The 23,858-nt window shown below is 73.8% G+C and carries 24 protein-coding genes; 15 read left to right on the top strand and 9 right to left on the bottom strand.

Going from position 1 to position 23,858, the window contains the following annotated elements:
• Nucleotides 1–21: 21 nt before the first annotated feature.
• Nucleotides 22–918: a sugar kinase gene (locus O7604_RS01625; RefSeq protein WP_269701220.1), complete on the bottom strand. Its 897-nt coding sequence runs from the start codon at nt 916–918 to the stop codon at nt 22–24.
• Nucleotides 915–1,847, bottom strand: coding sequence for a pseudouridine-5'-phosphate glycosidase (locus O7604_RS01620; RefSeq protein WP_281578660.1), 933 nt, complete (start codon nt 1,845–1,847; stop codon nt 915–917). Before O7604_RS01620 ends, O7604_RS01625 begins: the two co-directional genes overlap by 4 nt.
• 88 nt (nt 1,848–1,935) lie before the next feature.
• Here O7604_RS01620 and O7604_RS01615 point away from each other — a divergent pair, with 88 nt between their 5' ends.
• From O7604_RS01615 to O7604_RS01605, 3 genes are all read left to right on the top strand, one after another.
• Nucleotides 1,936–2,154, top strand: a complete 219-nt coding sequence (locus O7604_RS01615; protein WP_018786007.1) for a DUF3039 domain-containing protein — start codon at nt 1,936–1,938, stop codon at nt 2,152–2,154.
• Nucleotides 2,155–2,194: 40 nt separating this feature from the next.
• On the top strand, nt 2,195–2,845 hold the full coding sequence (locus O7604_RS01610) for a TRIC cation channel family protein (RefSeq protein WP_269701217.1): 651 nt from the start codon (nt 2,195–2,197) through the stop codon (nt 2,843–2,845).
• Nucleotides 2,846–3,024: 179 nt separating this feature from the next.
• Nucleotides 3,025–4,758: a DEAD/DEAH box helicase gene (locus O7604_RS01605; RefSeq protein ID WP_262013546.1), complete on the top strand. Its 1,734-nt coding sequence runs from the start codon at nt 3,025–3,027 to the stop codon at nt 4,756–4,758.
• 154 nt (nt 4,759–4,912) lie between these two features.
• On the opposite strand, the gene O7604_RS01600 is transcribed toward O7604_RS01605, so the two are convergent.
• The gene (locus O7604_RS01600; RefSeq protein WP_013284786.1) at nt 4,913–5,146 is read right to left on the bottom strand and encodes a hypothetical protein; all 234 of its coding nucleotides are present in this window, start codon (nt 5,144–5,146) and stop codon (nt 4,913–4,915) included.
• A gap of 244 nt (nt 5,147–5,390) precedes the next feature.
• Nucleotides 5,391–6,992, bottom strand: a complete 1,602-nt coding sequence (locus O7604_RS01595; RefSeq protein WP_269701215.1) for an RNA polymerase sigma factor — start codon at nt 6,990–6,992, stop codon at nt 5,391–5,393.
• A gap of 286 nt (nt 6,993–7,278) precedes the next feature.
• Between O7604_RS01595 and O7604_RS01590 the strand changes: the two genes are divergently transcribed.
• Complete coding sequence (locus tag O7604_RS01590) at nt 7,279–8,100, top strand: inositol monophosphatase family protein (protein ID WP_269701214.1); 822 nt, start codon at nt 7,279–7,281, stop codon at nt 8,098–8,100.
• A gap of 72 nt (nt 8,101–8,172) precedes the next feature.
• Here the strand turns inward: O7604_RS01590 and O7604_RS01585 are convergent, their stop codons facing one another.
• Nucleotides 8,173–8,688, bottom strand: a complete 516-nt coding sequence (locus tag O7604_RS01585) for a LytR C-terminal domain-containing protein (protein ID WP_269706894.1) — start codon at nt 8,686–8,688, stop codon at nt 8,173–8,175.
• Nucleotides 8,689–9,126: 438 nt separating this feature from the next.
• Between O7604_RS01585 and O7604_RS01580 the strand changes: the two genes are divergently transcribed.
• Together O7604_RS01580 and O7604_RS01575 are read left to right on the top strand one after the other, a co-directional pair.
• Nucleotides 9,127–9,423 carry a DUF4193 domain-containing protein gene (locus O7604_RS01580; RefSeq protein WP_013284790.1) on the top strand — a complete coding sequence of 99 codons (297 nt, stop codon included), beginning with the start codon at nt 9,127–9,129 and terminating at the stop codon, nt 9,421–9,423.
• Nucleotides 9,424–9,558: 135 nt separating this feature from the next.
• Nucleotides 9,559–10,503 (top strand): hypothetical protein, encoded by a 945-nt coding sequence (locus O7604_RS01575; RefSeq protein ID WP_281578659.1) that lies wholly within the window; start codon nt 9,559–9,561, stop codon nt 10,501–10,503.
• Between the two features lie 64 nt (nt 10,504–10,567).
• Here O7604_RS01575 and O7604_RS01570 read toward each other — a convergent pair whose 3' ends face one another.
• A complete protein-coding gene (locus O7604_RS01570; protein WP_281578658.1) occupies nt 10,568–11,059 on the bottom strand; it encodes a DUF3093 domain-containing protein in 492 nt (163 codons plus the stop codon).
• An 86-nt stretch (nt 11,060–11,145) separates the two neighbouring features.
• On the opposite strand from O7604_RS01570, the gene dut reads away from it, so the two are divergent.
• The 4 genes from dut to O7604_RS01550 all read left to right on the top strand — a co-directional run bounded on the left by dut (nt 11,146) and on the right by O7604_RS01550 (nt 13,518).
• Nucleotides 11,146–11,643, top strand: coding sequence for a dUTP diphosphatase (gene dut / locus O7604_RS01565; protein ID WP_281578657.1), 498 nt, complete (start codon nt 11,146–11,148; stop codon nt 11,641–11,643).
• A gap of 25 nt (nt 11,644–11,668) precedes the next feature.
• Complete coding sequence (locus tag O7604_RS01560; protein WP_269701212.1) at nt 11,669–12,289, top strand: DUF3710 domain-containing protein; 621 nt, start codon at nt 11,669–11,671, stop codon at nt 12,287–12,289.
• A gap of 171 nt (nt 12,290–12,460) precedes the next feature.
• Nucleotides 12,461–12,841 carry an OB-fold nucleic acid binding domain-containing protein gene (locus O7604_RS01555; RefSeq protein ID WP_269701211.1) on the top strand — a complete coding sequence of 127 codons (381 nt, stop codon included), beginning with the start codon at nt 12,461–12,463 and terminating at the stop codon, nt 12,839–12,841.
• Nucleotides 12,838–13,518, top strand: a complete 681-nt coding sequence (locus O7604_RS01550; protein WP_269701210.1) for a DUF3159 domain-containing protein — start codon at nt 12,838–12,840, stop codon at nt 13,516–13,518. Before O7604_RS01555 ends, O7604_RS01550 begins: the two co-directional genes overlap by 4 nt.
• A gap of 10 nt (nt 13,519–13,528) precedes the next feature.
• Here O7604_RS01550 and O7604_RS01545 read toward each other — a convergent pair whose 3' ends face one another.
• Complete coding sequence (locus O7604_RS01545) at nt 13,529–14,218, bottom strand: TrkA family potassium uptake protein (protein WP_269701209.1); 690 nt, start codon at nt 14,216–14,218, stop codon at nt 13,529–13,531.
• A gap of 3 nt (nt 14,219–14,221) precedes the next feature.
• Nucleotides 14,222–14,887: a TrkA family potassium uptake protein gene (locus O7604_RS01540; protein ID WP_269701207.1), complete on the bottom strand. Its 666-nt coding sequence runs from the start codon at nt 14,885–14,887 to the stop codon at nt 14,222–14,224.
• A 158-nt stretch (nt 14,888–15,045) separates the two neighbouring features.
• Here O7604_RS01540 and O7604_RS01535 point away from each other — a divergent pair, with 158 nt between their 5' ends.
• The 5 genes from O7604_RS01535 to O7604_RS01515 all read left to right on the top strand — a co-directional run bounded on the left by O7604_RS01535 (nt 15,046) and on the right by O7604_RS01515 (nt 22,371).
• Entirely contained in the window at nt 15,046–17,097 is a 2,052-nt protein-coding gene (locus O7604_RS01535) for an APC family permease (RefSeq protein WP_281578656.1), read from the top strand.
• A gap of 137 nt (nt 17,098–17,234) precedes the next feature.
• Entirely contained in the window at nt 17,235–18,449 is a 1,215-nt protein-coding gene (locus O7604_RS01530; protein ID WP_281580023.1) for a TRAM domain-containing protein, read from the top strand.
• A 97-nt stretch (nt 18,450–18,546) separates the two neighbouring features.
• Nucleotides 18,547–19,740, top strand: coding sequence for an anhydro-N-acetylmuramic acid kinase (locus tag O7604_RS01525; protein WP_281578655.1), 1,194 nt, complete (start codon nt 18,547–18,549; stop codon nt 19,738–19,740).
• A 58-nt stretch (nt 19,741–19,798) separates the two neighbouring features.
• Nucleotides 19,799–21,742, top strand: coding sequence for a 1-deoxy-D-xylulose-5-phosphate synthase (gene dxs, locus O7604_RS01520; protein WP_281578654.1), 1,944 nt, complete (start codon nt 19,799–19,801; stop codon nt 21,740–21,742).
• Nucleotides 21,743–21,864: 122 nt separating this feature from the next.
• Nucleotides 21,865–22,371: a GNAT family N-acetyltransferase gene (locus tag O7604_RS01515; RefSeq protein WP_281578653.1), complete on the top strand. Its 507-nt coding sequence runs from the start codon at nt 21,865–21,867 to the stop codon at nt 22,369–22,371.
• A 277-nt stretch (nt 22,372–22,648) separates the two neighbouring features.
• On the opposite strand, the gene O7604_RS01510 is transcribed toward O7604_RS01515, so the two are convergent.
• Entirely contained in the window at nt 22,649–23,839 is a 1,191-nt protein-coding gene (locus O7604_RS01510) for a hypothetical protein (RefSeq protein WP_269701202.1), read from the bottom strand.
• Between the last annotated feature and the right edge of the window lie 19 nt (nt 23,840–23,858).

Genomic DNA, 23,858 nt, shown 5'->3' with positions numbered 1-23,858 from the left:
CACCCGGACCGGTCGCCGCCGTCAGGGAGCCGGGCGGGCGCCCACCGTCGTCACGGCCAGCGCGCCCAGGTCACCGGCGCGGGCCAGCGCGGCCCGCGGGTCGGCACCGTCCAGCCACGCGGTGAGCAGCCCGGCCGCGAACGCGTCCCCGGCCCCGGTCACGTCCACCACGTCCACGCCGGGCGCGGGCGCGAACTCCACCACGCCGCCGCGCTCCACCCAGACCGCGCCCGCGGCGCCCTGCTTGACCACCACCCGGTGCGCCACCGCTGTCAGCGCCCGCGCCTGCGCCGCCGGGTCCAGCCCGCCGGCCAGCACCGTCGCCTCGTCCGTGTTGACCAGCAGCAGGTCGACGTCGCGTACCCAGGTCAGGAACGCACCGCCGACGCGCCGCAGCGGCGCCGCGGACGCCGCGTCGACGCTGACGGTCAGCCCGCGCTCGCGGGCCGTGGCCAGCGCGCGCAGGCCGGCGCCGCGCGACCCGACGTCCAACAGGGTGTACGCGGACAGGTGCAGATGCCCGGCGTCGGGCGCGGCGGCCAGCGCCGCCTCCACGTGCCCGGCGGTCAGCCGCAGGTTCGCGCCCCGCTGGCTGACCATCGTGCGCTCCCCGTCGTGGACGAGCACGATCACGGTGCCGGTCGGGTAGCCCTCGTGCCGCTCCACCGCGCAGTCCACACCGATCCGGGTCAGCTCGGCCACCCGCTCCCGGCCGGTCTCGTCGTCGCCGACGGCGGCGACCAGCGTCACCGCGGCGCCCTGCCCGGCGAGCCAGGCCGCGGTGTTCGCCGCCTGCCCGCCGCCGCTGAACCGGATCCCGGCCGCGGTGTCCGAGCCGGTGGCGAGCGGCCCGGACAGCACCGCGAGCACGTCGGTGATCACGTCGCCGACGACGACTATCCGCGGCGTGGCGCTCATGCGGTGGCGGTGGAGCGGGTCGCTGCGGCGACCGCGATCCGGGCCGCGAGGTCGGCGTTGCGCAGGATGATCCGGACGTTCACCGCCAGGCTGGCGCCCTCGGTGGCGGAGTGGAAGTGCGACAGCAGGAACGGGGTGACCGCCTTGCCGGTGATCCCATCCCGGGCCAGCGCGGCCAGCCCTTCGGCGAGTGTGCGGTCGTGCAGCGCCGGGTCGAGCTGCTCGTCGGCGGGCAGCGGGTTGGCCACCACCAGGCCGCCGTGGTGCACGCCGTGCGCCGCGCGGGCGGCCAGCACGTCCGCCACCTGCTCCGGCGACTCGACCGACCAGTCGAGGTCGAAGCCCGCGTCGGTGAGGTAGAAGCCGGGGAAGCGGCGGGTGCGGTAGCCGACCACGCCCACCCCGAGCGTCTCCAGCCGCTCCAGCGTGGCGCCCACGTCGAGGATCGACTTCACCCCGGCGCAGACCACGGCGATCGGCGTCCGGGCCAGCGTGACCAGGTCGGCCGACTCGTCGAACGTCTGCGCCGCCTCCCGGTGCACGCCGCCGAGCCCACCGGTGGCGAACACGCCGATCCCGGCCGCCGCCGCGACCGCGCTCGTGGCCGCCACGGTGGTGGCGCCGTCCGCTCCGGTGGCCGCCGCCGGGGCCAGGTCGCGGACCGAGAGCTTGCTCACGCCGTCGACGGTGGCGAGCCGGGTGAGCTGGGCGTCGTCCAGCCCGACCCGCAGCTCGCCGGCGACCATGCCGATGGTGGCCGGCACCGCCCCCGCGTCCCGTACCGCCTGCTCGATCTCGCGCGCCACCCGCAGGTTGTCCGGGCGGGGCAGCCCGTGCGAGACGATCGTGCTCTCCAACGCGACGACCGGGCGGCCGTCCCGCAGGGCGTCGGCCACCTCACTACCGAGACTGATGTGAAAGTTGGTCACGTCGGCTACCGTACGGCCCGCTTCCGGCCGGGGCCCAGGTGGACCGGGGCGGACCGACCTGGAAAACTGGAACGCCGGAGGTGGAGTCGTGAGCACAGAGATTCTCGAGCGTCCCGAGCTGAAGGACGCGGACACTGGTCCGGAGATGTTCCACTACGTCCGCAAGGAGAAGATCGCCGAGAGTGCCGTCATGGGCACCTACGTGGTCGCGCTCTGCGGCGAGACGTTCCCGGTCACCAAGGCGGCCAAGCCGGGCTCGCCGGTGTGCCCGAAGTGCAAGGAGATCTACGACTCGTACGCCGAGTGATCCCGGGCGGCTCCGCCGCCCCTGGACGTAACCTGCGGCGGTGACCACCTCCACCGCACTTCTCCTCGCCGACCTCACCGGCGTGGCGGTCTTCGCCGCCTCCGGCGCCTCCGCGGCGGTGGCGAAACGGCTCGACCTGTTCGGGGTGGTATTCGTCGGCGTGGTCGCCGCGCTCGGCGGCGGCATCTTCCGCGACCTCGCCATCGACGAGGTCCCCCCGCTGGCGTTCGCCGACTGGCGGTACGCCGCCACCGCTGCCGTCGTCGCCACCGCCGTGTTCTGGCTGCACCCCCAGCTCGCCCGGCTGCGCACCACAGTGCTGGTGCTGGACGCGGCCGGCCTCGGCCTGTTCACCGTCACCGGCACGCTCAAGGCCCTCGACGCCGCCGTGCCGGCCGTCGGCGCCTGCATGATCGGCATGCTCACCGCGATCGGCGGCGGGCTCGGCCGCGACCTGCTCACCGGCGAGATCCCGGTGGTGCTGCGCCGCGAGATCTACGCCCTGGCCGCGCTCGCCGGCTCGATCGCGGTGGCGCTGCTGTCGGCGTGCGGACAGGCCACCGCCGTGCCGCTGACCGGAGCCGCGCTGTTCGTGATCGGGCTGCGTCTGATCGCGCTGCGCCGCCGCTGGTCCGCCCCGGTGGCGACGATGCGGCCGCCGCGCACCGGCACCCGCGGACCACTGCCCTGACCCGCTTCCCGCCGGGGTGGGCGGATGTGACAGGCGTGGCGTCGAGTGGGGCGTACGGCCCGCGCTGGTTATGCTGAACCGGCCTTCGCGGCACCGGATGCGCGAGGGCGTTTTCATGGGCGGCGGCTCCCGTGGCCCCGGTCGGGCCCGCCGCCGTCCGCGGCGGAGAGGAGCTACGCGTGCCACCGCGGATGCCGACGCTCGACACGTTCCCGCCCCTGCGCGCGTGGCAACGCAAGGCGCTCGTGGAATACCTGCGCCGCCGCACCGAGGACTTCACCGCGGTCGCCACGCCCGGCGCCGGTAAGACCACGTTCGCGCTGCGCATCGCCGCCGAGCTGCTCGCCGACGGCACCGTCGAGGCGGTCACCGTGGTCGCGCCGACCGAGCACCTGAAGACCCAGTGGGCACAGGCAGCCGCCCGGGTCGGCATCCAGCTCGACGCCGCGTTCCGCAACGCCGACCTGCACTCCGCCGCCGACTTCCACGGCGCGGTGGTCACCTACGCCCAGGTCGGCATGGCACCGCAGGTGCACCGGCGGCGCACCATGACCCGCCGCACGCTGGTCATCCTCGACGAGATCCACCACGCCGGCGACTCGCGTACCTGGGGCGACGGCGTGAAGGCGGCGTTCGAGCCCGCGGTACGCCGGCTGATGCTCACCGGTACGCCGTTCCGCTCCGACGACAACCCGATCCCGTTCGTCAGCTACGAGCGCGGCGGCGACGGGCTGCTGCGCTCCCGCGCCGACTCGGTCTACGGCTACTCCGACGCGCTGCGCGAGGGCGTGGTCCGGCCGGTGCTGTTCCTGGCGTACTCGGGGGAGACCCGGTGGCGCACCAACGCCGGCGAGGAGCTGGCCGCCCGCCTCGGCGAGCCGATGACGCAGGACCTGATCGCCCAGGCGTGGCGTACCGCGCTGGACCCGGCCGGCGACTGGATGCCGCAGGTGCTGCGCGCCGCCGACGCCCGGCTCAGCGTGCTGCGCGCCAACGGCATGCCCGACGCGGGCGGCCTGGTCATCGCCAGCGACCAGCAGGTGGCCCGCTCGTACGCGAAGCTGCTGGAGCAGGTGACCGGTGAGAAGGCCGCCGTGGTGCTCTCCGACGACCAGGGCGCGTCCGCGCGGATCGCGACGTTCGCCGCCTCGCAGCAACGGTGGCTGGTCGCGGTGCGGATGGTGTCCGAGGGCGTCGACATCCCCCGGCTGGCAGTCGGCGTGTACGCGACGAGCGCCAGCACCCCGCTGTACTTCGCGCAGGCGATCGGCCGGTTCGTCCGGGCCCGCCGCTCCGGCGAGACCGCGTCGGTCTTCCTGCCGAGCGTGCCGCACCTGCTCGGGCTCGCCAGCGAGATGGAGGCCGAGCGGGACCACGTGCTCGGCAAGCCGAAGGACCGCGAGGGCTTCGACGACGACCTGTTGGAGCGTGCCCAGCGCGACGACGGCGCCAGTGGGGAGCTGGAGAAGCGCTTCGCCGCGCTCTCCGCCACCGCCGAGCTGGACCAGGTGATCTTCGACGGCGCCTCGTTCGGCACCGCCGCCCAGGCCGGCACGCCGGAGGAGGAGGAATACCTGGGCCTGCCCGGGCTGCTCACCGCCGACCAGGTGTCGCTGCTGCTGACCAAGCGGCAGGCCGAGCAACTCGCCGCGCAGAAGCGCCGGGCCGCCCAGCGGACCGCTGAGCCGGCCGCTGCGGCCCCGGCGGCGGCACCCCCACCGATGAGTGCCGCCCAGCGCCGGGTGGCGTTACGGCGGCAACTGAACGCCCTGGTGGCCGCCCGGCACCACCACACCGGCCAACCGCACGGGAAGATCCACGCCGAGCTGCGCCGGATCTGCGGCGGCCCGCCCAGCGCGCAGGCCACCATCGAGCAGCTCGAGGAGCGCATCGCCACCGTGCAGACCCTGTAAGGAAGGGCCCCCTGTTAACGCCTCCGGTAGAGCAGGGGCCCCTTCTTGACACCGGCACCGCACCACCGGCGCACCCGCACGAAAAACCGGCCGGAGGCTCCCCTTGCGGGTGCCTCCGGCCGGTCATGTCGGGTTGTGGACTTCTTGTCGGACCTCAGTTCGCCATCAGATCGGCGCCTCGCCAGCTGAACTCCGGGTCCGACGCGTAGCGCACGGTGATCTTGACGAGATCCTCCGCGTACTTGTTCGCGTGGTGCCCACAGAACACCAGCTCGCTCCCACCCGCCAGAGTGATGCGGAGCTTGCCGGCAGCATTGCAGCGGTCGCACCGTTCATCGGCGGCCGGGGGGCTCACCGTCTCGGGCGGCGGCGTGAGGGTCGGGGTCATCGCCTTCCTCCTCTGGTCGTCACCGATGAACACTCTCTTCGGTTGCTCACCTATCGTGCAACACCCATCTCGGGCCCTGCCTTCCCTGTGTGCCCGCGGGGGACCGAGGTCACACCTGGCGTGGAGGACAGTGTGCCGTGCACCAAGGGTGCCACGTCAACGATCACAAACAGGCAACCGACCGATCACCGATCAGTGTTCTACGGCTGGTGATCAAACCGGCACGATTTGTTGACGTGCGCGGTCAGTCCAGGTAGTCGCGGAGCACCTGGGAACGCGAGGGGTGCCGCAACTTGGACATGGTCTTCGATTCGATCTGCCGGATGCGTTCCCGGGTCACGCCGTACACCTGGCCGATCTCGTCCAGGGTGCGCGGCTGGCCGTCGGTGAGGCCGAAACGCAGGCGCACCACGCCCGCCTCACGCTCGGACAGGGTCTGCAGGACCTGCTGGAGCTGGTCCTGCAGCAGCGAGAACGACACCGCGTCGACAGCGACGACCGCCTCGGAGTCCTCGATGAAGTCACCGAGCTGGCTGTCACCCTCGTCGCCGATGGTCTGGTCGAGCGAGATGGGCTCCCGGGCGTACTGCTGGATCTCCAGCACCTTCTCCGGTGTGATGTCCATCTCCTTGGCCAGCTCCTCCGGGGTGGGCTCGCGGCCCAGGTCCTGGAGCAGCTCGCGCTGGATCCGGCCGAGCTTGTTGATCACCTCGACCATGTGCACCGGGATGCGGATGGTGCGGGCCTGGTCGGCCATGGCGCGGGTGATGGCCTGGCGGATCCACCAGGTGGCGTAGGTGGAGAACTTGTAGCCCTTGGTGTAGTCGAACTTCTCGACGGCGCGGATGAGGCCGAGGTTGCCTTCCTGGATGAGGTCGAGGAAGGCCATGCCGCGACCGGTGTAGCGCTTGGCCAGCGAGACCACCAGGCGGAGGTTGGCCTCCAGCAGGTGGTTCTTGGCGCGCTCGCCGTCCCGGGAGATCCACATCAGGTCGCGCTGGAGGTCGCGTACCAGCTTCTCCTCGCCCTCGTCGGCGGCGCGCAGCCGCTCGGCGGCGTAGAGGCCGGCCTCGATCCGCTTGGCCAGCTCGACCTCCTGCTCGGCGTTGAGCAGCGGCACCTTGCCGATCTGCTTCAGGTACGCCCGCACGGAGTCGGCGGAGGCGGTCAGCTCGGCGTCCCGGCGCGCCTGCTTGAGCGCCTCGGACTCCTCGTCGTCCCACTCGAAGTCGTTGTCGGTGGCGGAGCTGGCCGCGTCGGCCTCGGCGGCCTGGGTCAGCTCAGCCGGCTCCTCGACCACCACGTCCTCGATCTCGGCGGCCAGTTCCTCCGGGTCGATCTCACCCTCGGCACCCTCGCCCTTGCCACCGGCCTTGGCCGGCTTGGCCGCGGCGGTCTTCGCCGCCACCGTGGCCTTGGTGGCGCGGGTCGCCTTGGTGGCCTTCGCCGGGGCCGCGGCCTTCGCCACGTCGGCGGTGGTGGCCTTGCGCGCGGTCGCCTTCCGGGGGGCCGGGGCGGGCGCCTCGTCGGCTGCGGGCGCCTGCTTCGGGGCGGGCGCGGCGGCCTTCTTGGTGGTCTTGGCGGTGGTCGCGCGGGAGGCCGGAGTGGCGGACCGGGCGGCGGCGACGCGGCGGCGGGTGCTCGCCGAGCCGTCGACCACCACCGTCACGCCCGCGTCGGAGAGCGCGCGGAGGATCTTCTTGGCCTGGGCCGGGGTCACCTCAGCGGACTCGACGGTGCGCGCGAGCTGGGCCGACGTGAGCTGGCCGCCGGCGCTCTGCGCGTGGGCGATCAGGGTGTCGGTGAGCGAGCGAACGTCGGCGCCGGTCTGGCGGGGATCTGTCACGAAGACCTTCCGGAGGCGAAAGAGCGAGCACGGCCGGGTCGTCCGGCGCAGCATGGGACGGCCGCGCCGGGCGAGTCGTTGAGGACCCCCGTGTCCCGGGCCGTCCGGTCGCTGGCGGTCCGTGGCGCGTGGGCAGGGTGAATTGTAACGCCGTCTGCCGCGATCATCCCGCGCCGCACGGCGGACCTGCGGTCCGGGACCGCAGATTCGGCGCAGATGTGGACTTTGTAAGGATGATACCCGCGCGCGAGACGGCCGGTCCCGATCGTGCGGGAAGGGGAGAAACATGATCACCTCGACGCCCACGGCGCGGGAGTTGCTCACGATCGCCGTCGACGTGGCACGGGAGGCCGCCGCCACCGCGTACCGGATGCGGGTCGAGGGCGTCTCGGTGGCCGCGACCAAGAGCACAGCGACCGACGTGGTCACCGCCGCCGACCGGGCGGTGGAGCGGCAGGTGATCGCCGCGCTGCGGCAGCGGCGTCCCGGCGACGCGGTGCTGGGCGAGGAGTACGGCTCGGGCGAGACCGGTCCCGCCGACGCCGACGGCGTGCGCTGGATCCTCGACCCGATCGACGGAACCGTGAACTACCTGTACGGGCTGCCCTACTACGCCGTGTCGCTGGCCGCCGAGGTGGCCGGTGAGGTGGTCGCCGGGGTGGTCCGCAACGTCGTCACCGGCGAGGAGTGGACCGCGACGCTCGGCGGCGGCGCCTGGCGGGACGGGCAGCGGCTGCACGGCTCGACCGCCACCGATCTCGGGCAGGCGCTCGTCGCCACCGGGTTCGGCTACGACGCCCGCCGCCGGGCACACCAGGCGCGGGTGGTGACCGAGCTGATCCCGCACATCCGGGACATCCGCCGGATGGGCGCCGCCGCGCTCGACCTCTGCCTGGCCGCCGAGGGGCGGGTGGACGCGTACTACGAAAAGGGGCTGGCCGACTGGGACCTGGCCGCCGGCGGGCTGGTCGCCCGGGAGGCGGGGCTGCTGGTGACCGGCCTGTCCGGCCGCCCGCCCGGCCCGGACCTGGTGCTCGCCGCGCCGCCGGCGCTGCACGGGCCGCTGCACGCCCGGCTGGTCGACCTGGACGCCTCCGGCGGGCCGTGACCGGCGCCGGACACGCGACGGGGCGGCCTCCCGCCGAGGGAGACCGCCCCGCGTCGTCGGGCCGCCCGGTGCCTACTTCTCGATCGGCATCGGGCAGGTCTCGGTCGGCGCCTGCGGCGCGCCCAGGTCGCCGAGCGACTGGTTGACCTCGGTGGTGGTGGCGAGCTGCTGGAACTGGTTGCCCAGGACCACGTCGACCACGTCGTCCTTGCGGTTCGGGTCGAAAGCCTGGTTGGCCTCGTTGAGGAAGTAGGCGCGCAGCAGGTGGGCCGAGCCCACGGCCTTGGGCCCGAACCGCAGCTGTGCCACGCCGTCGAACGCCTTCTTCTCGTTGCCGACCTTCTTGACCTGGAACTTGCGGTTGCGGAAGTCGTCCGCGACGCTGCCGGCCCGGCCGGCCTCGTCGGTGGCGTTGTAGACGTTGATCTTGACGTCCTTCTGCTCCCGCAGTCGCAGGTCGACAAGCGGCCAGCCGTCCGGGCAGGAGGCCGCCGTGCCCGCTGTGCCCTGGGTGTCCTTCACCACGGCGATGACCACGAAGACCAGGGCGACGACCGCCAGCAGTCCGACGACAACGAGTGCCCGCACTCGCGCAAAACTCATCCTGGGCGCTCCCCGGACAGTGATGGGTGGTGGCGGGCGACGCGGTCGGGCCGCGACCGGTCGGCCGTCCAGTACGCCGCTGAGGTTAACGCTTGTCCGGCTCAGGCGTGGAAACAGTCCGACATACCGGCGCGCCACGCGGTGAACCGGTAGGACTACCCCTATCTTCGTGTCGCCTGAGTCACATTGGGAACAACTTCGGGCGCAGAGGCGTACATCTCTCCCGCGAGGGCGGTATACATGCCTCGCCCACAGGGGGGGTAAGGTTCCGCGCTCACCGGGGGCATTTCGCACCGGCGGGCCCGGCCCACCGCTCGTCGGGTCGGGTGCCCGACAGAGATGGTGGCCGGTCAGGGGAACCGAAACGGCGTCGTCCGGCGTTACAACCGGCAGCGACAATATCGATATTGGAGAGTGAAACCGATGGCCACCGACTACGACGCCCCGCGTCGCGACGAGGTCGACCTCGGCGAGGACAGCCTGGAAGAGCTCAAGGCCCGGCGGGTCGACTCACAGTCGGGCGCCGTGGACGTCGACGAGGCCGAGGTGGCCGAGAGCTTCGAGCTGCCCGGCGCCGATCTGGCCGACGAGGAGCTCACGGTCAAGGTCCTCCCGATGCAGCAGGACGAGTTCCGGTGCGCCCGCTGCTTCCTGGTCCACCACCGCAGCCAGCTGGCGGTCGAGCGCAACGGCGACCTGATCTGCCGCGAGTGCGTCTGATCCCGACCGGGGACACCAGCGGCGGCCTCCTCGACGGGGCCGCCGCTGTTCGAGCCGCCGCCGTGCGCGGTCGGCCGGAAGCTGCTTGACTCGTACGGGCGGCTGCCACGCCGCGCGGAGCGGGAGGGCGGACGGGTGAGCGAGCGCAGCGAGGGGACCGGCGCCGACCAGATCCCGGCTCCGGCGGCGAGGCCGGCACCGACCGGCCCGGACGGCAAGGCGGCGGGACCGGACACGGGAGCGGCCGGCGCGGGCACGACGCCCGACCCGACCGGCCCCGGCCCGACCGGCCCGGACACGTCCGCCGCGGACACCTCCGGCCCGCACGCCTCCGGTCCGGACACCGATGAGCTCGGCGCCACCGTCGCCGCCCTGACCGCCGACGACATCGCGCCCGCCCGCCGGCGGCAACTGCTGACCCGGCTGGTCGGGCAGGCCCGCGCCCGGGGCATCACCGACCTGTTCAAGCCCCGCGCGGCGGTGCGCTGGATGACCGACACGGTCGCCGAGGTCGCCCCGCACGTGCCGATCCGCGACCTTGCCACGCTCCGGCGGCACTTCCCCGGACTGGACGACGAGGCGCTCGCCGACCGGCTGGTCCGGAACGCGTCCCGCGCCACCGCCGGGGTCGGCGCCGCGGGCGGCGGGGTCGCCGCTGTCGAGTGGGCGGTCACGCCCACCCTGCTCTCCGCCCCCGTCCTGCTGGCCGCCGAGACGGTCGCGGTGGTGGCGATCGAGCTGAAGCTGATCGGCGAGCTGCACGAGGTCCACCGGGTGCCGCTGCCCGCCGGCGGCACCGGCCGCGCCGTGGCGCTGATGCAGTCCTGGGCGACCCAGCGGGGGATCAACCCGATGATGCCCGGTGTCGGGGTGAGCGCGGTGCTCGGCACCGCCGCCCGCCGGGAACTGCGGGACAGCCTGATGCGCCGCTTCGGGCGCAACCTGACCACGCTCGGGCCGTTCCTGACCGGCGCCGCCGTGGCCGGCTATCTCAACCGCCGGGCCACCCGCGCGCTCGGCGAGCAGCTGTGCAAGGACCTGCGGCGTACCGCGCGTGCCCTGCCCGACAAGCCGTCCTGACCGGCAGCGCCGGCCGGGCCCGGGGCAGCGCCGGGCAGAGGCAGAGCCGGGACGCGCCGGGCGGTCAGGCCGCGTCGCGGGCGGCCAGCAGGGCGGACGCCAGCTGGACCGGATGCCGGGTGCTGACCACCCAGAACGGGGTCGGGTCGTCCGGGTCGTCCAGCACCACCTGCACCGCGCCGCCGATCCACGGCCGCTGCACCACGAAGGCGTACGGGTCGGAGCCGACGCCGAGCACCTCGCGCCGTCCGGCCGCGTCCAGCGGCACCACGTCCGCGACGTACCGCACCGGGAGGCGGGCGTCGTCCACCCGCAGCTCGCCGTCACGCACCTCGACCCGGATCCGGCCCAGCCACCACAGGGCGGCCACCGCGGCGGGGATCAGCAGGACGAACGGCAGCCAGGCGCGTACCCCGGTCGCGCCCATCCAGAGCTCGACCGCGAGCAGGCCGGCCGCGGCCAGCCCGGCCGGCCAGGCCCACCAGGGCAGGCCGAGGCGCTCCGCGTACGGCGCGGCGGTGGCCGGCGGGGCGGCCGGAGATGACGACTGACGCACACAGACGAGGGTACGGCGCGCGGGCGGCCCGGCAACCGGCAGGATGGCAGGGGCACCCCGCAGGAACCGGACGGAAGAGGATGACCGTGACAGACGTCGTACCCGTGCCCGTGCGGCTGCTCGACCCGGAGCTGCCACTGCCGGCGTACGCCCATCCCGGCGACGCCGGGGCGGACCTGGTGGCCGCCGCGGACGTCGAGCTGCCCCCCGGCGGCCGGGCCCTGGTCCCCACCGGCGTGGCGGTGGCGCTGCCGGACGGCTACGTCGGGCTGGTGCACCCCCGATCCGGACTCGCGGCCAGACTCGGCGTGACGGTGCTCAACGCGCCCGGTACGGTCGACGCCGGCTACCGGGGTGAGATCCTGGTCAACCTGATCAACCACGATCGGGACACGCCGGCCAAGATCAGCCGGGGCGACCGCATCGCCCAGCTGGTGGTCCAGCGGGTCGCCCGGGCCGAGTTCCGGCCGGTGGCCGAGCTGCCCGGGTCCCGGCGTGGCACCGGCGGGCACGGGTCCACCGGCGGGCACGCCGGGCTGGTCCCGGCGCCGTCCGGCGGGCAGAACGAAGAGGTGGCAGGGTGAGTGTGAACAGCGGAGGGTGGGCGCAGTGATCTTCTCCCGGAAGCGGGCCGACGAGGCGCGTGACAATGGGGTCCTCGACGCCGAGGAGACCTCGTCGGCGCCGGACCGCGGCCCGTACGACGTCAGCGAGGCCCCCGACGCGCCTCGCCTCGACCTGGGCAGCCTGCGGATCCCGGCGGTGCCGGACGTCGAGGTGCGGGTCCAGGCCGACCCGCAGGGCGTGATCCAGCAGGTCGTGCTCGTGCACGGGCAGAACGCGCTCCAGCTCGGCGTCTTCGCCGCGCCCCGCTCCGAGGGCATCTGGGACGAGGTGCGCGAGGAGATCCGCCAGTCGCTCGTGAACGACGGCGCGACCGCCCAGGAGGTCGAGGGGGAGCACGGCCCGGAGCTGCGCGCCCGCGTGCGTACCCCGGACGGGCCGACCGACCTGCGCTTCGTCGGCATCGACGGCCCGCGCTGGATGGTGCGCGGCGTCTTCCAGGGCGCGGCCGCCACCGACCCGGCCGCCGCCGGCCCGCTCGCGGCCTGCCTGGACGGCCTGGTCGTCGACCGCGGCCAGGAGGCCAAGCCGGTGCGCGAGCCGCTGCCGCTGCGGCTGCCCCGCGAGGTCGCCGACCAGCAGGCCGCCGACGCGCAGGAGGTCTGAGCCACACGTGCCCGGGCCCGGCGTCGTTCGGCGCCGGGCCCGCGGCGTGTCCGGTCCGCAGGCTGCGGTACGCGTCCCACGCCGCTCCCGCCGGCGGGCCACTGCGCGTACGCTGGCGGGACGGTTCCGCCACCCGCGGGGCCCCGCTGTGGAGAGGGTGACGCGGAGGTCATGACGACCGACGAGAGCCGGGGGTCGCTGCGGCGGCTCCTGCACCGGCTCACCGCGAGCGAGGCCGAGATCGAGGCGCAGGAGCTGCGCCGGGAGAGCGCCGAGTCCGGCGGCACGCCCGCCCACCAGTGCAACAGGGGTCAGGTGGTGTCGGTGGCCGGACGGCTGCGCACCGTCGTCTACACGCCCCGTACGAACCTGCCCACGCTCGAGGCCGACCTCTACGACGGCAACGACGTGGTGACACTGGTCTGGCTGGGCCGCCGGCACATCGCCGGGGTCGAGCCGGGCCGGCACCTGACCGCGCGCGGCCGGGTGGCGGTGCGCGACGACCGCAAGGTGATCTACAACCCGTACTACGAGCTGGAGTCGCCGAAGTGACGACCGGACAGCAGCACACCCCGTCGGGCCTCGGCCCGCAGGACGAGGAGCGGCTGCCCAGCCTCGCCGAGCAGATGGCCGACCAGCTCGGCGGATGGCGCGGGCTGGTCGAGTCGAGCATCCCGGTGGTGGTCTTCGTGGTCGCCAACGTGATCGGCGAGCTGCGCCCCGCCGTGTACGCCTCGGTGGCGGTGGCGCTGCTGATCGCCGGGCTGCGGCTGGCCCAGCGCAAGCCCGTGCGGCACGCGGTCAACGGGCTGTTCGGCGTCGGCATCGGCGCGCTGCTGGCGCTGCGTACCGGCGACGAGCGCGACTTCTACCTGCCCGGCATCCTCTACGGCATCGGGTACGGCCTGGCGCTGCTGCTCTCGGCCGCGATCCGGCAGCCGCTGGTCGGCTGGATCTGGTCGGTGCTGGTCGCCAAGGGCCGCTCCGAGTGGCGCGACGACCCGAAGCTGGTACGCACCTTCACGCAGCTCACCGTGCTCTGGGGCGTGGTGTGGCTGGCCAAGGTCGGCGTGCAGGCCGGGCTCTACCTGGCCCACCAGGACACCGCGCTCGGCGTGGCCCGGCTCGCCCTGGGCTACCCGCCGTACGCGCTGCTGCTGCTGATCACCGTCTGGGTGGTGCGCCGGGTCACCCGGGAGCCGGCACCCACCCCGCTACCCGGTTCCTGACGCCGCCGGCTCAGGCGCGGTCCCGGTGCCGGTCCGCGCTGGGCGGACCGAGGATCACCGTGCGCACGTCGTCCTCCACCGCGGCGGTGCAGACGAACACCAGCTCGTCGCCGGCCTCGATCGGGTCGTCCGGGGTGGGCACCAGCACCCGCTTGCCGCGCACGATCGCCACCAGCGCCGCGTCCCGGGGGATCGGCACCGCGTGGATCGGCTGCCCCACGTAGGGCGCGGTCGGCGGCAGGGTGATCTCGACGAGGTTCGCCTCGCCCTGCCGGAACGTCATCAGCCGGACCAGGTCGCCGACGGTGACCGCCTCCTCGACCAGAGCCGCCATCACCCGCGGCTTGCTCACCGAGACGTCCACGCCCCACTGCTCGTTGAACAGCCACTCGTTCTCCGCCCGGTTGACCCGGGCCACCACGCGGGGCACCGCGAACTCGGTCTTGGCCAGCAGCGACACCACCAGGTTGACCTTGTCGTCGCCGGTGGCCGCCACCACCACGTCGCACCCGGCCAGGTTGGCCTCCTCCAGGCTGGCCAGCTCGCAGGCGTCGGCGAGCACCCAGTCGGCGGCCGGCACCCGATCGGGCCGCAGCATCCTCGGCTGCCGCTCGATCAGCATCACCTGGTGGCCGTTGTCGATCAGCTCCTGGGCGATCGAGCGGCCCACGTTGCCGGCGCCGGCGATGGCGATCCGCATGGCTCAGTGCCCCCCTTCCGGCGGCGCCGCCGCCAGCGACGTGACCGGGCCGTTGATGTCGTCGGTCACCAGCATGTAGACCTGGTCGCCCTCCTGGATCACCGTGGAGGCGGTGGGCAGCGTGCCGATCCCGAACCGGTTCAGGTAGGCCACCCGGGCGCCGACGGCCTGCTCAAGCTGTCGCAGCGGCCGGCCGATCCAGTCCTTGTGCACCGGCACCTCGATGATCGAGACGGTGCTCGTCGGGTCGCGGAAGATCTCCACGTTGCCCTCGGGGACCAGGTGGCGCAGCATCCGGTCGGCGGTCCACCGGACGGTCGCCACGGTGGGGATGCCGAGCCGCTCGTAGACCTGGGCGCGGCGCTGGTCGTAGATGCGGGCCGCGACCCGGGACACGCCGAACGTCTCCCGGGCCAGCCGGGCCGAGATGATGTTGGAGTTGTCGCCGCTGGACACCGCCGCGAACGCGTCGGCCCGCTCGATGCCGGCCTGGCGCAGCACCTCGCCGTCGAAGCCCGCGCCGGTGACGGTGATGCCGGCGAAGTCCGGCCCGAGGCGGCGGAACGCGTCCGCGTCCTGGTCGATCACCGCCACCGAGTGCCCACGCGCCTCCAGGCTGTGGGCCAGGGTCGACCCGACCCGGCCGCAGCCCATGATCACCACATGCACGGTGTCCGCTCCTCCCACGGCGCCGCCCGCCGAGCCGTCGCCTGCGAGCCTGCCACGTCCCCCCGCCGGACGGGGGACCGAACCGTACCGCGCGGCCTTCGACGGCGGAGATCGACCACCCCCGCGCCCCGGACCCGGTGGTCGTACGCTTGGCGGTTGTGGCCCGACCCACCTCGCTGCTGAAGCGACTCCTCCTCGGTCGACCGTTCCGGTCCGACCGCCTCCAGCACACCCTGCTGCCGAAGCGCATCGCGCTGCCGGTCTTCGCCTCGGATGCGCTCTCCAGCGTGGCGTACGCCCCGGACGAGATCCTTCTGACGCTGTCCATCGCCGGCGCCTCGGCGTTCTTCTTCTCCCCGTGGGTCGCGCTCGCGGTCGTCGTGGTCATGCTGACGGTGGTGGCGAGCTACCGGCAGAACGTGCACGCCTACCCCTCCGGCGGCGGCGACTACGAGGTGGCCACCGTCAACCTCGGTCCCAAGGCCGGCCTCGCGGTGGCGAGCGCGCTGCTCGTCGACTACGTGCTCACGGTCGCCGTCTCGGTCTCCTCGGGCGTGGCCAACCTCGGCTCGGTGGTGCCGTTCGTGGCCACCCACAAGGTGCTCATCGCGGTCAGCGCGGTGGTGCTGCTCACCGCGATCAACCTGCGCGGCCTGCGCGAGTCCGGCACCGCCTTCGCCATCCCCACGTACGGCTTCGTGATCGTCATCGGCGGCATGCTGCTGACCGGCCTGGTCCGCGTCTTCGTGCTCGGCGACGACCTGCGCGCGCCGAGCGCCGGCCTGGAGATCCAGGCCGAGCACAGCGTCACCGGGTTCGCGCTGGTGTTCCTGCTGCTGCGGACGTTCTCCTCGGGCTGCGCGGCGCTCACCGGCGTGGAGGCGATCTCCAACGGCGTACCGGCGTTCAAGAGCCCGAAGTCGAAGAACGCGGCCACCACGCTGCTGTTGCTCGGCGGCATCGCGGTCACCATGCTCGTCGGCATCATCTGGCTGTCCCGGCTCACCGGCCTGCAGTTCGTCGAGGACCCGAGGACGCAGATCATCTCCGGCCCGGCCGACTACGTGCAGAAGACGGTGACCGTGCAACTCGGGGAGACCGTGTTCGGCGGCGGCTCGGTGCTGCTCTACGTGGTCGCCGGGATGACCGCGCTGATCCTGTTCCTGGCCGCCAACACCGCCTTCAACGGCTTCCCGGTGCTCGGCTCGATCCTCGCGCAGGACCGCTACCTGCCGCGCCAGCTGCACACCCGCGGCGACCGGCTGGCGTTCTCCAACGGCATCCTCTTCCTGGCCGTCTTCGCGGTGGTGCTGATCATCGGCTTCCAGGCCGAGGTGACCAAGCTCATCCAGCTCTACATCGTCGGGGTGTTCGTCTCGTTCACGCTCTCCCAGGCCGGCATGATCCGGCACTGGAACCGGCACCTGCGCCGTGAGCGCGACCCGGAGGCGCGCCGGCGGATGGTCCGCTCCCGGGCGATCAACACGTTCGGCATGGTCATGACCGGCGTGGTGCTGATCATCGTGCTGGCCACCAAGTTCCTGCTCGGCGCGTGGATCGCGATCGTCGCGATGGCGATGATGTACGTGGTGATGCTCGGCATCCGCCGGCACTACGACCGGATCGCCGAGGAACTGGAGCCGACCGAGCAGCGGGGCGTGCTGCCCGCCCGCAACCACGCCATCGTGCTGGTCAGCAAGCTGCACAAGCCGACGCTGCGGGCCGTCGCGTACGCCCGGGCCACCCGGCCGGACACGCTCACCGCGGTCACCGTGAACGTGGACGAGCAGGACACCCGCGACCTCCAGGCCGACTGGGAGCGCCGGGAACTGCCGGTGCCGCTCACCGTGATCGACTCCCCGTACCGGGAGATCACCCGGCCGATCCTCAACTTCGTCGCGTCGGTGCGCCGGGAGTCGCCCCGCGACGTGGTCACCGTCTTCATTCCCGAGTACGTGGTGGGGCGCTGGTGGGAGAACCTGCTGCACAACCAGAGCGCGCTGCGGCTCAAGGGCCGGCTGCTGTTCGAGCCGGGCGTGATGGTGACCAGCGTGCCCTGGCAGCTCGCCTCCACCGCCAGCAAGAACCTGGACCGGCTGGACGCCACGCTGAGCCGCGGCCCGGCGCGCGGCCCCCGGGTCGCGCCGCAGAGCACGCTGCCGCCGCCGGTGACGTCCACGCCCTCCGGGGAAAGGGAGGAGCGCTCGTGAGCGCCGATAAGCGTCCCGGTCGAGTGACCTCGCGGCCCGGCCCCGCGTCGGCCGAGCGTCCCGGTGCCGCGTCGGCGGAGCGCTCTGGTCCCGCGTCGGGGGAGCGCCCCGGTCCTGCGTCGGCGGACCGGCCCGGGCTGGAGGAGGCCGAGCGGGTCGAGCTGACCGTCGACGCGATCGCGCCGGGCGGGCACTGCGTGGCCCGGGTCGGCGGGCAGGTGGTCTTCGTCCGGCACGCGCTGCCCGGCGAGCGGGTGGTGGCCGAGGTGACCGAGCTGCACCGGGGCTTCGCCCGCGCCGACGCGGTGGAGATCCTGGACGCCTCGCCGGACCGGGTGAGGCCGCCGTGCCCGTACGCCCGGCCCGGCGCGTGCGGCGGCTGCGACCTCCAGCACGTCGCCCCGGCCGCCCAGCTCGACTGGAAGCTCGCAGTGGTGCGCGAACAGCTCACCCGGCTGGGCGGCCTCACCGCCGCACAGGTGGACGCGCTCGGCGTACGCGTCGAGGCGCTGCCCGGCGGACCGCTGGGCTGGCGTTCCCGGGTCCGCTACGCGGTCGACGCGGCCGGCCGGGCCGGGCTGCTCAAGCACCGCTCGCACGAGGTGGTGCCGATCGAGCGGTGCCTGATCGCGCACCCGGCGATCCAGGAGCTGCCAGTGCTCCCGCCCACCGGTGCCCGCTGGCCGGACGCCGACGCGGTGGAGACGGTCGCCAGCACCGGCGGGGACGTCGCCGTGGTCGCGTACACCGATGGGGTTCCGAGGACGGTGAGCGGGCCGGAGCGGGTCCGGGAGACGGCGGCCGGGCGGTCCTTCACGCTGCCCGCCTCCGGGTTCTGGCAGGTGCACCCGGCGGCGGCGGACGCGCTGACCGGCGCGGTCCTCGACCTGCTCGAGCCGCGGCCCGGCGAGACGGCCTGGGATCTGTACGGCGGGGCGGGACTGTTCGCCGCCGCGCTCGCGGAACGGGTCGCCGGGGCCCGGGTGACGCTCGTCGAGTCGGCGCCGGACGGCGTCGCCGCGGCCCGGGAGAACCTGGCCGACCTGCGCGGCGTCGAGGCGGTCGCGGCGCGGGTGGAGACCGCGCTGGCCCGGCGCCGGATCACCGGACCGGTCGACCTGGTGGTGCTCGATCCGCCGCGCTCCGGCGCGGGCGCGCCAGTGGTGCGCGCTGTGGTGGCCGCCGGGCCGCGCGCCGTCGCCTACGTGGCCTGCGACCCGGCCGCCTTCGCCCGGGACGTGCGGACGTTCACCGACGCGGGGTGGCGGCTGACCGAGCTGCGCGGGTACGACCTGTTCCCGATGACCCAGCACGTGGAGCTGGTGGGCCTGTTCCTGCCGCCCGCGCGTTGACCCTGTCCCCGCCCTCGCGGCGTGCCTCGCGCATCCCCGGCCCCCGCGTTAACAAGGGGCCCTTTTACTACCGGATCCGTTAAGAAGGGGCCCTTCCTTGCGCATCGTCGGGTTGATGTCTGGCACGTCGTACGACGGGGTGGACGTGGTGGCGGCCGAGTTCACCGCCGACGGGGACACGCTGCGCCTGCGGCCGCTCGGGCACCGCGAACTCGCGTACCCGGACGACCTGCGGGCCGAGATCGGCGCGCTGCTACCCCCGGCGGCCACCACGATCGAGGCGGTCTGCCGGCTGGACAACCGGCTCGGCGAGGTGTTCGCCGAGGCGGCGGCGGCCGGCGTCGAGCTGGCCGGAGGCGCCGTCGACGCGGTCGTGTCGCCCGGGCAGACGGTCTTCCACTGGGTCGAGGACGGCCGGGTGCGCGGCACGCTCCAGCTCGGCGCGCCGGCCCGGGTGGCCGCCCGGGTGGGCGTACCGGTGCTGCACGACCTGCGCTCGGCGGACGTCGCGGCCGGCGGCCAGGGCGCGCCGCTCGTCCCGGCGTTCGACGCGCTGCTGCTCGACCCGGCCTCCTCCCCGCGCGCAGCGCGGGGCCCGGCCGGCACCGGCGCGCGGGCCGCGTTGAACCTCGGCGGGATCGCGAACCTCACCGTGGTCGCGCCCGGCGCGCCCGTCCTCGGGTACGACGTGGGCCCGGCCAACGCGCTGCTGGACGCCGCCGCCCGGCGCTTCCTGGACCGGCCGTGCGACGTCGACGGGGCACGTGCCGCGGCCGGCCGGGTGCACGAAGGGCTGCTGGCCCGGCTGCTCGCCGAGCCGTACTACGCCGCGCCGCCACCCAAGTCGACAGGAAAGGAGCTGTTCCACGGCGGCTACCTGGACGCCGCGCTGGACGCGACCGGCGAGCCGGTGGCCGCCGACGACGTGCTGGCCACGCTCACCGAGCTGACCGCCCGCACGGTGGCGGACGCCTGCGACCGGCACCGGGTCACCGAGGTGGTGGTCGCCGGCGGGGGAGTGCGCAATCCCACACTCCGGGCGCGGCTGGCGGCGCTCGGGGAGGGGCGCTGGCGGCTGCGGACCACCGACGAGCTGGGCGTCCCGGCCCAGGCCAAGGAGGCGTACGCGTTCGCGCTGCTCGGCTGGCTGTCCTGGCACGGGCTACCAGGCGCGGTGCCGTCGGTGACCGGGGCGTCCCGGGCCGCCGTGCTCGGCTCCTGGACCCCGGCGGGCCCGTCCGTCACCGCGCCCCGCCCACCCGCGCCCCGCCGGCTGGTGGTCGACGCCTGACCCGGGTCGATGCACGGCCGGGCTGCGGACTGTCGCACGGCCGATAGACTCTCCGGTCATGAGTGTTGAAGAGGGCACGGCCAACCACGGTCGGCTGCTGGGCACCGTCCACGGCCCGCAGGACGTGAAGCGGATGACCGCCGAGCAGCTGGACATCCTCGCCGCCGAGATCCGTGACTTCCTGATCGCCAAGGTCTCCCGCACCGGCGGCCACGTCGGCCCCAACCTCGGTGTGGTCGAGCTGACCCTGGCGATGCACCGGGTCTTCGACTCCCCGCGCGACCGGCTGCTCTTCGACACCGGCCACCAGGCGTACGTGCACAAGATCCTCACCGGCCGGCAGGAGGGCTTCGACAAGCTCCGCCAGCGCGGCGGCCTCTCCGGCTACCCCAGCCAGGCGGAGAGCGAGCACGACCTGATCGAGAACTCGCACGCCTCCACCGCCCTGTCGTACGCCGACGGGCTCGCCAAGGCGTACGCGCTGCGCGGCGAGAAGCGCTCCGTGGTGGCCGTGGTCGGCGACGGCGCGCTCACCGGCGGCATGTGCTGGGAGGCGCTGAACAACATCGCCACCGCCGGCAACCCGCTGGTGATCGTGGTCAACGACAACGGCCGGTCCTACTCGCCGACCATCGGCGGCCTCGCCGACCACCTGTCGTCGCTGCGGCTCAACCCCGGCTACGAGAAGGTGCTCGACACGGTCAAGGACGCGCTCGGCAACACCCCGTTCGTCGGCAAGCCGATGTACGAGGTGCTGCACGCGGTCAAGAAGGGCATCAAGGACGCGGTCGCCCCGCAGGCCATGTTCGAGGACCTGGGCATCAAGTACGTCGGCCCGGTCGACGGCCACGACGTACCGGCTGTCGAGGCGGCGCTGCGCGCGGCGAAGAACTTCGGCGGCCCGGTGATCGTGCACGCGGTCACCCGCAAGGGCTACGGCTACCGCCCCGCCGAGGACGACGAGGCCGACTGCCTGCACGGCCCCGGCGCGTTCGACGCCGAGACCGGCAAGCTGCTCGCCGTGCCGTCGGTGAAGTGGACGAACGTCTTCGCCGACGAGCTGGTCGCGATCGCCGACGAGCGCCCCGACGTGGTCGGCATCACCGCCGCCATGGCCGAGCCCACCGGCATCGCCACGCTGGCCCGCAAGTACCCCGAGCGGGTGTACGACGTGGGCATCGCCGAGCAGCACGCCGCCACCTCGGCCGCCGGCCTGGCCATGGGTGGCCTGCACCCGGTCGTCGCGGTCTACGCCACGTTCCTCAACCGCGCGTTCGACCAGGTCCTGCTGGACGTGGCGATGCACAAGCTGCCCGTCACGTTCGTGCTGGACCGCGCCGGCATCACCGGCCCGGACGGGCCCAGCCACTACGGCATCTGGGACATGTCCGTGTTCGGCGTGGTGCCCGGCCTGCGGATCGCCGCGCCCCGTGACTCGGCCACGCTGCGCGAGGAGCTGCGCGAGGCGGTCGCCGTGGACGACGGCCCGACCATCCTGCGCTTCCCGACCGGCACCGTCGCCGCCGACCTGCCGGCCGTACGCCGGGTCGGCCCGGTCGACGTGCTGACCGAGTCGGCGCGTACCGACGTGCTGCTCGTCGCGGTCGGCTCGTTCGCCGGCCTCGGTGTGGAGGTCGCGGCCCGCGTCGCCGAGCAGGGGTACGGCGTGACTGTGGTCGACCCGCGCTGGGTGCGCCCGGTGCCGGCCGAACTGGTCGAGCTGGCATCCACGCACCGGCTCGTGGTCACCGTCGAGGACGGCGTACGCATCGGCGGCGTCGGCTCCGCGCTGGCCCAGGCGATGCGCGACGCGGACGTCCGCGTACCGGTCAAGGACATGGGCGTACCGGCCGACTGGCACCCGCACGGCAGCCGCGCGCAGATCCTGGCCGACCTGCGGCTGACCGCGCAGGACGTGGCGCGCGACGTCACCGGCTGGATCTCCGGCCTGGACGCCGCCCCGGTCGACCCGGCCGCCAACGGAGCCCGAGCCCAGAGCTGACCCCGCTCGTCGCCCGGTCTGCGCGTCGATCTTGCACTTGCGGCCCTCCTGATGTCGGCTTCGCCCGATCTGGGAGGGCCGCAATCGCAAGATCGCGGGGCTTGACGTGTAGGGAGGGACTCGTGGAGATACGAGAGGCGGGGCCGGGGGATCTCTCGGGGATCGTCGAGGTGCACAGCCGGGCGCGGGTCGCCTACTACGGGGCCGGCGGGCTGCCGGTCGGGGAGATCATCACTCCGGAGCTGGCTCGGGAGCAGCGGGAGGGCTGGACGGTGGCGATCATCTCGGCGCACAAGCGGGTGCGAGTCGCCATCGTGGACGGTGACGTGGCCGGCGTGCTGGCCATGGGGCCCCCGCACTCGCCCGATCTGGACCCGCGGACGACGGCACAGCTCTACCAGATCCACGTCGACCCGGACGTGTGGGGGCGGGGCGTGGGAAGTGCGCTGCACGCGCTGTTCGTGCGTCACCTTCAGGACGAAGGGCTGGCGCTGGGCGTACTGGAGGTGTGGGAGCGCAACACCCGGGCCCGCGCGTTCTACACCCGCCACGGTTGGCGCCCCGACGGCACGTCCCGCCCCGGCCCAGCCCAAACCCGCTACCTGGGCATGCGCCTACTCCACCCGTAGCGCGGCCCAGCCCTCCCGGCCCCGCCGATCTTGCACTTCCCGCCCCCAACTTGCCCGTTTCGTCCCTATCCAAGGGGCCCCAACTGCAAGATCGCCGGGGCTGGGGCGGGCCTGTCCCTGTTGACCAAGGAGTTCGGGTGCGCGAGCGGCCGCCCGGGTGACACAAACTCCTTGATCACCAGGGCGGTGGGGTGATCATGAGGTTGGCCGGGGATTGTGTCCGGTTTGTCGCCGTCAAGTTCATGATCGACGGGGTAGGCCGACCACGGGGGGCCGATCAGGGGGTGGGGAGGGAGCGGTACCAGGTTTTTTCGGTGCCGGCCAGGCTGAACGTCTGCCTCTGGTCGGTGTGCTCGACCACCACCAGGCCGGGACGGTCCACCAGGCGGGTCGTGCCGGGCGGGGCGGAGAACGACGCGTCCCGGGTACGCCAGGACAGCACCGCCAGCGGCCGGCCCGGCATCGGCAGGTGGTACGCCTGGAGCGTGGTGGACCGGTCGGCGGGGGACGCCACCGGAGTGCCGCCGTCGGCGGGCCGGTAGACCACGGCGGTCATCGTGCCGCCCGGGGTCTCCCAGCTGAGCTGCTCCAACTCGCCCGGCTCGCCCTCACCGAGAGCCACCGAGCCGAGCGAACGCGTCGCGATCTTCGCCATCGGCCAGGACTCCGGCGCGGAGCGGGGCGCCTCGCGGTCGCCGATGCGGCGCGGCACGCTGCCGAACGGGCCCCGCTCACCGGCGAGCACGCAGGTGTCCAATCCGGTCAGCGCGCGCTTCCCGGCGCCCGTCTCGTCGCGTACCAGGGGGTAGCGGGGCGCTTCGGTGGCCGTACCCAGGTCGAGGACGCGGTCCGCGGCCCGGCCGCGCGGCAGCGACGGCGTGGGCCGCAGCGTCGCGGTCAGTTCGACGGCCCGGCAGTCCGGTACGGCGACCGGGTCGGTGACGCCGTCGGTGGCGCCGAGCACCTTGCCGTCGGGGCCGGTCAGGCGTTCGACGCGGGCCGAGGTGAGGTAGCGGCGGCCGGCCGGCTCCCGCACCGGCAGCACGTCGGAGTAGACCAGGTAGCCGGGGTCGGTGTACTCGGTGGCGTGGACGACCCGCCAGCGCTGCCCGTCCCGGTCGAGTTGCAGCAGCCAGGAGGCGGCGTCGCCGGGCACGTCGGCGGCGACGAGCGCGAGCGCCGAACCGGCGACCTGACCGGAGAAGAGGATGCCGGAGGTGGGCACGTGCACCCGGTCGTCCACCGGGGAGCGCCAGTCGCGTACCGCCGTGGTGATCGCGGCGGTGGCCGCGGCGTCGCGGGCCAGGCTGCCGCGCGGCGGCCACACCGCGAGGGTGCCGTCCAGGCTGTCGTAGCCGACCCGCAGGTCCGCCGGCTGCCGTTCGGCGACCGGTCCGCAACCCGCCGTGACCAGCAGCAGAGCTGCCAGCGCGGTGCCCGTCGTAGCGCCTCGGCGGGCTGAAAGCACCCTGATCCCCTCGCCGGTC

The sequence above is a fragment of the Micromonospora sp. WMMA1947 genome, assembly GCF_027497355.1.
GTDB lineage: Bacteria > Actinomycetota > Actinomycetes > Mycobacteriales > Micromonosporaceae > Micromonospora.
This window is presented reverse-complemented; position numbering and strand designations above follow the sequence as displayed.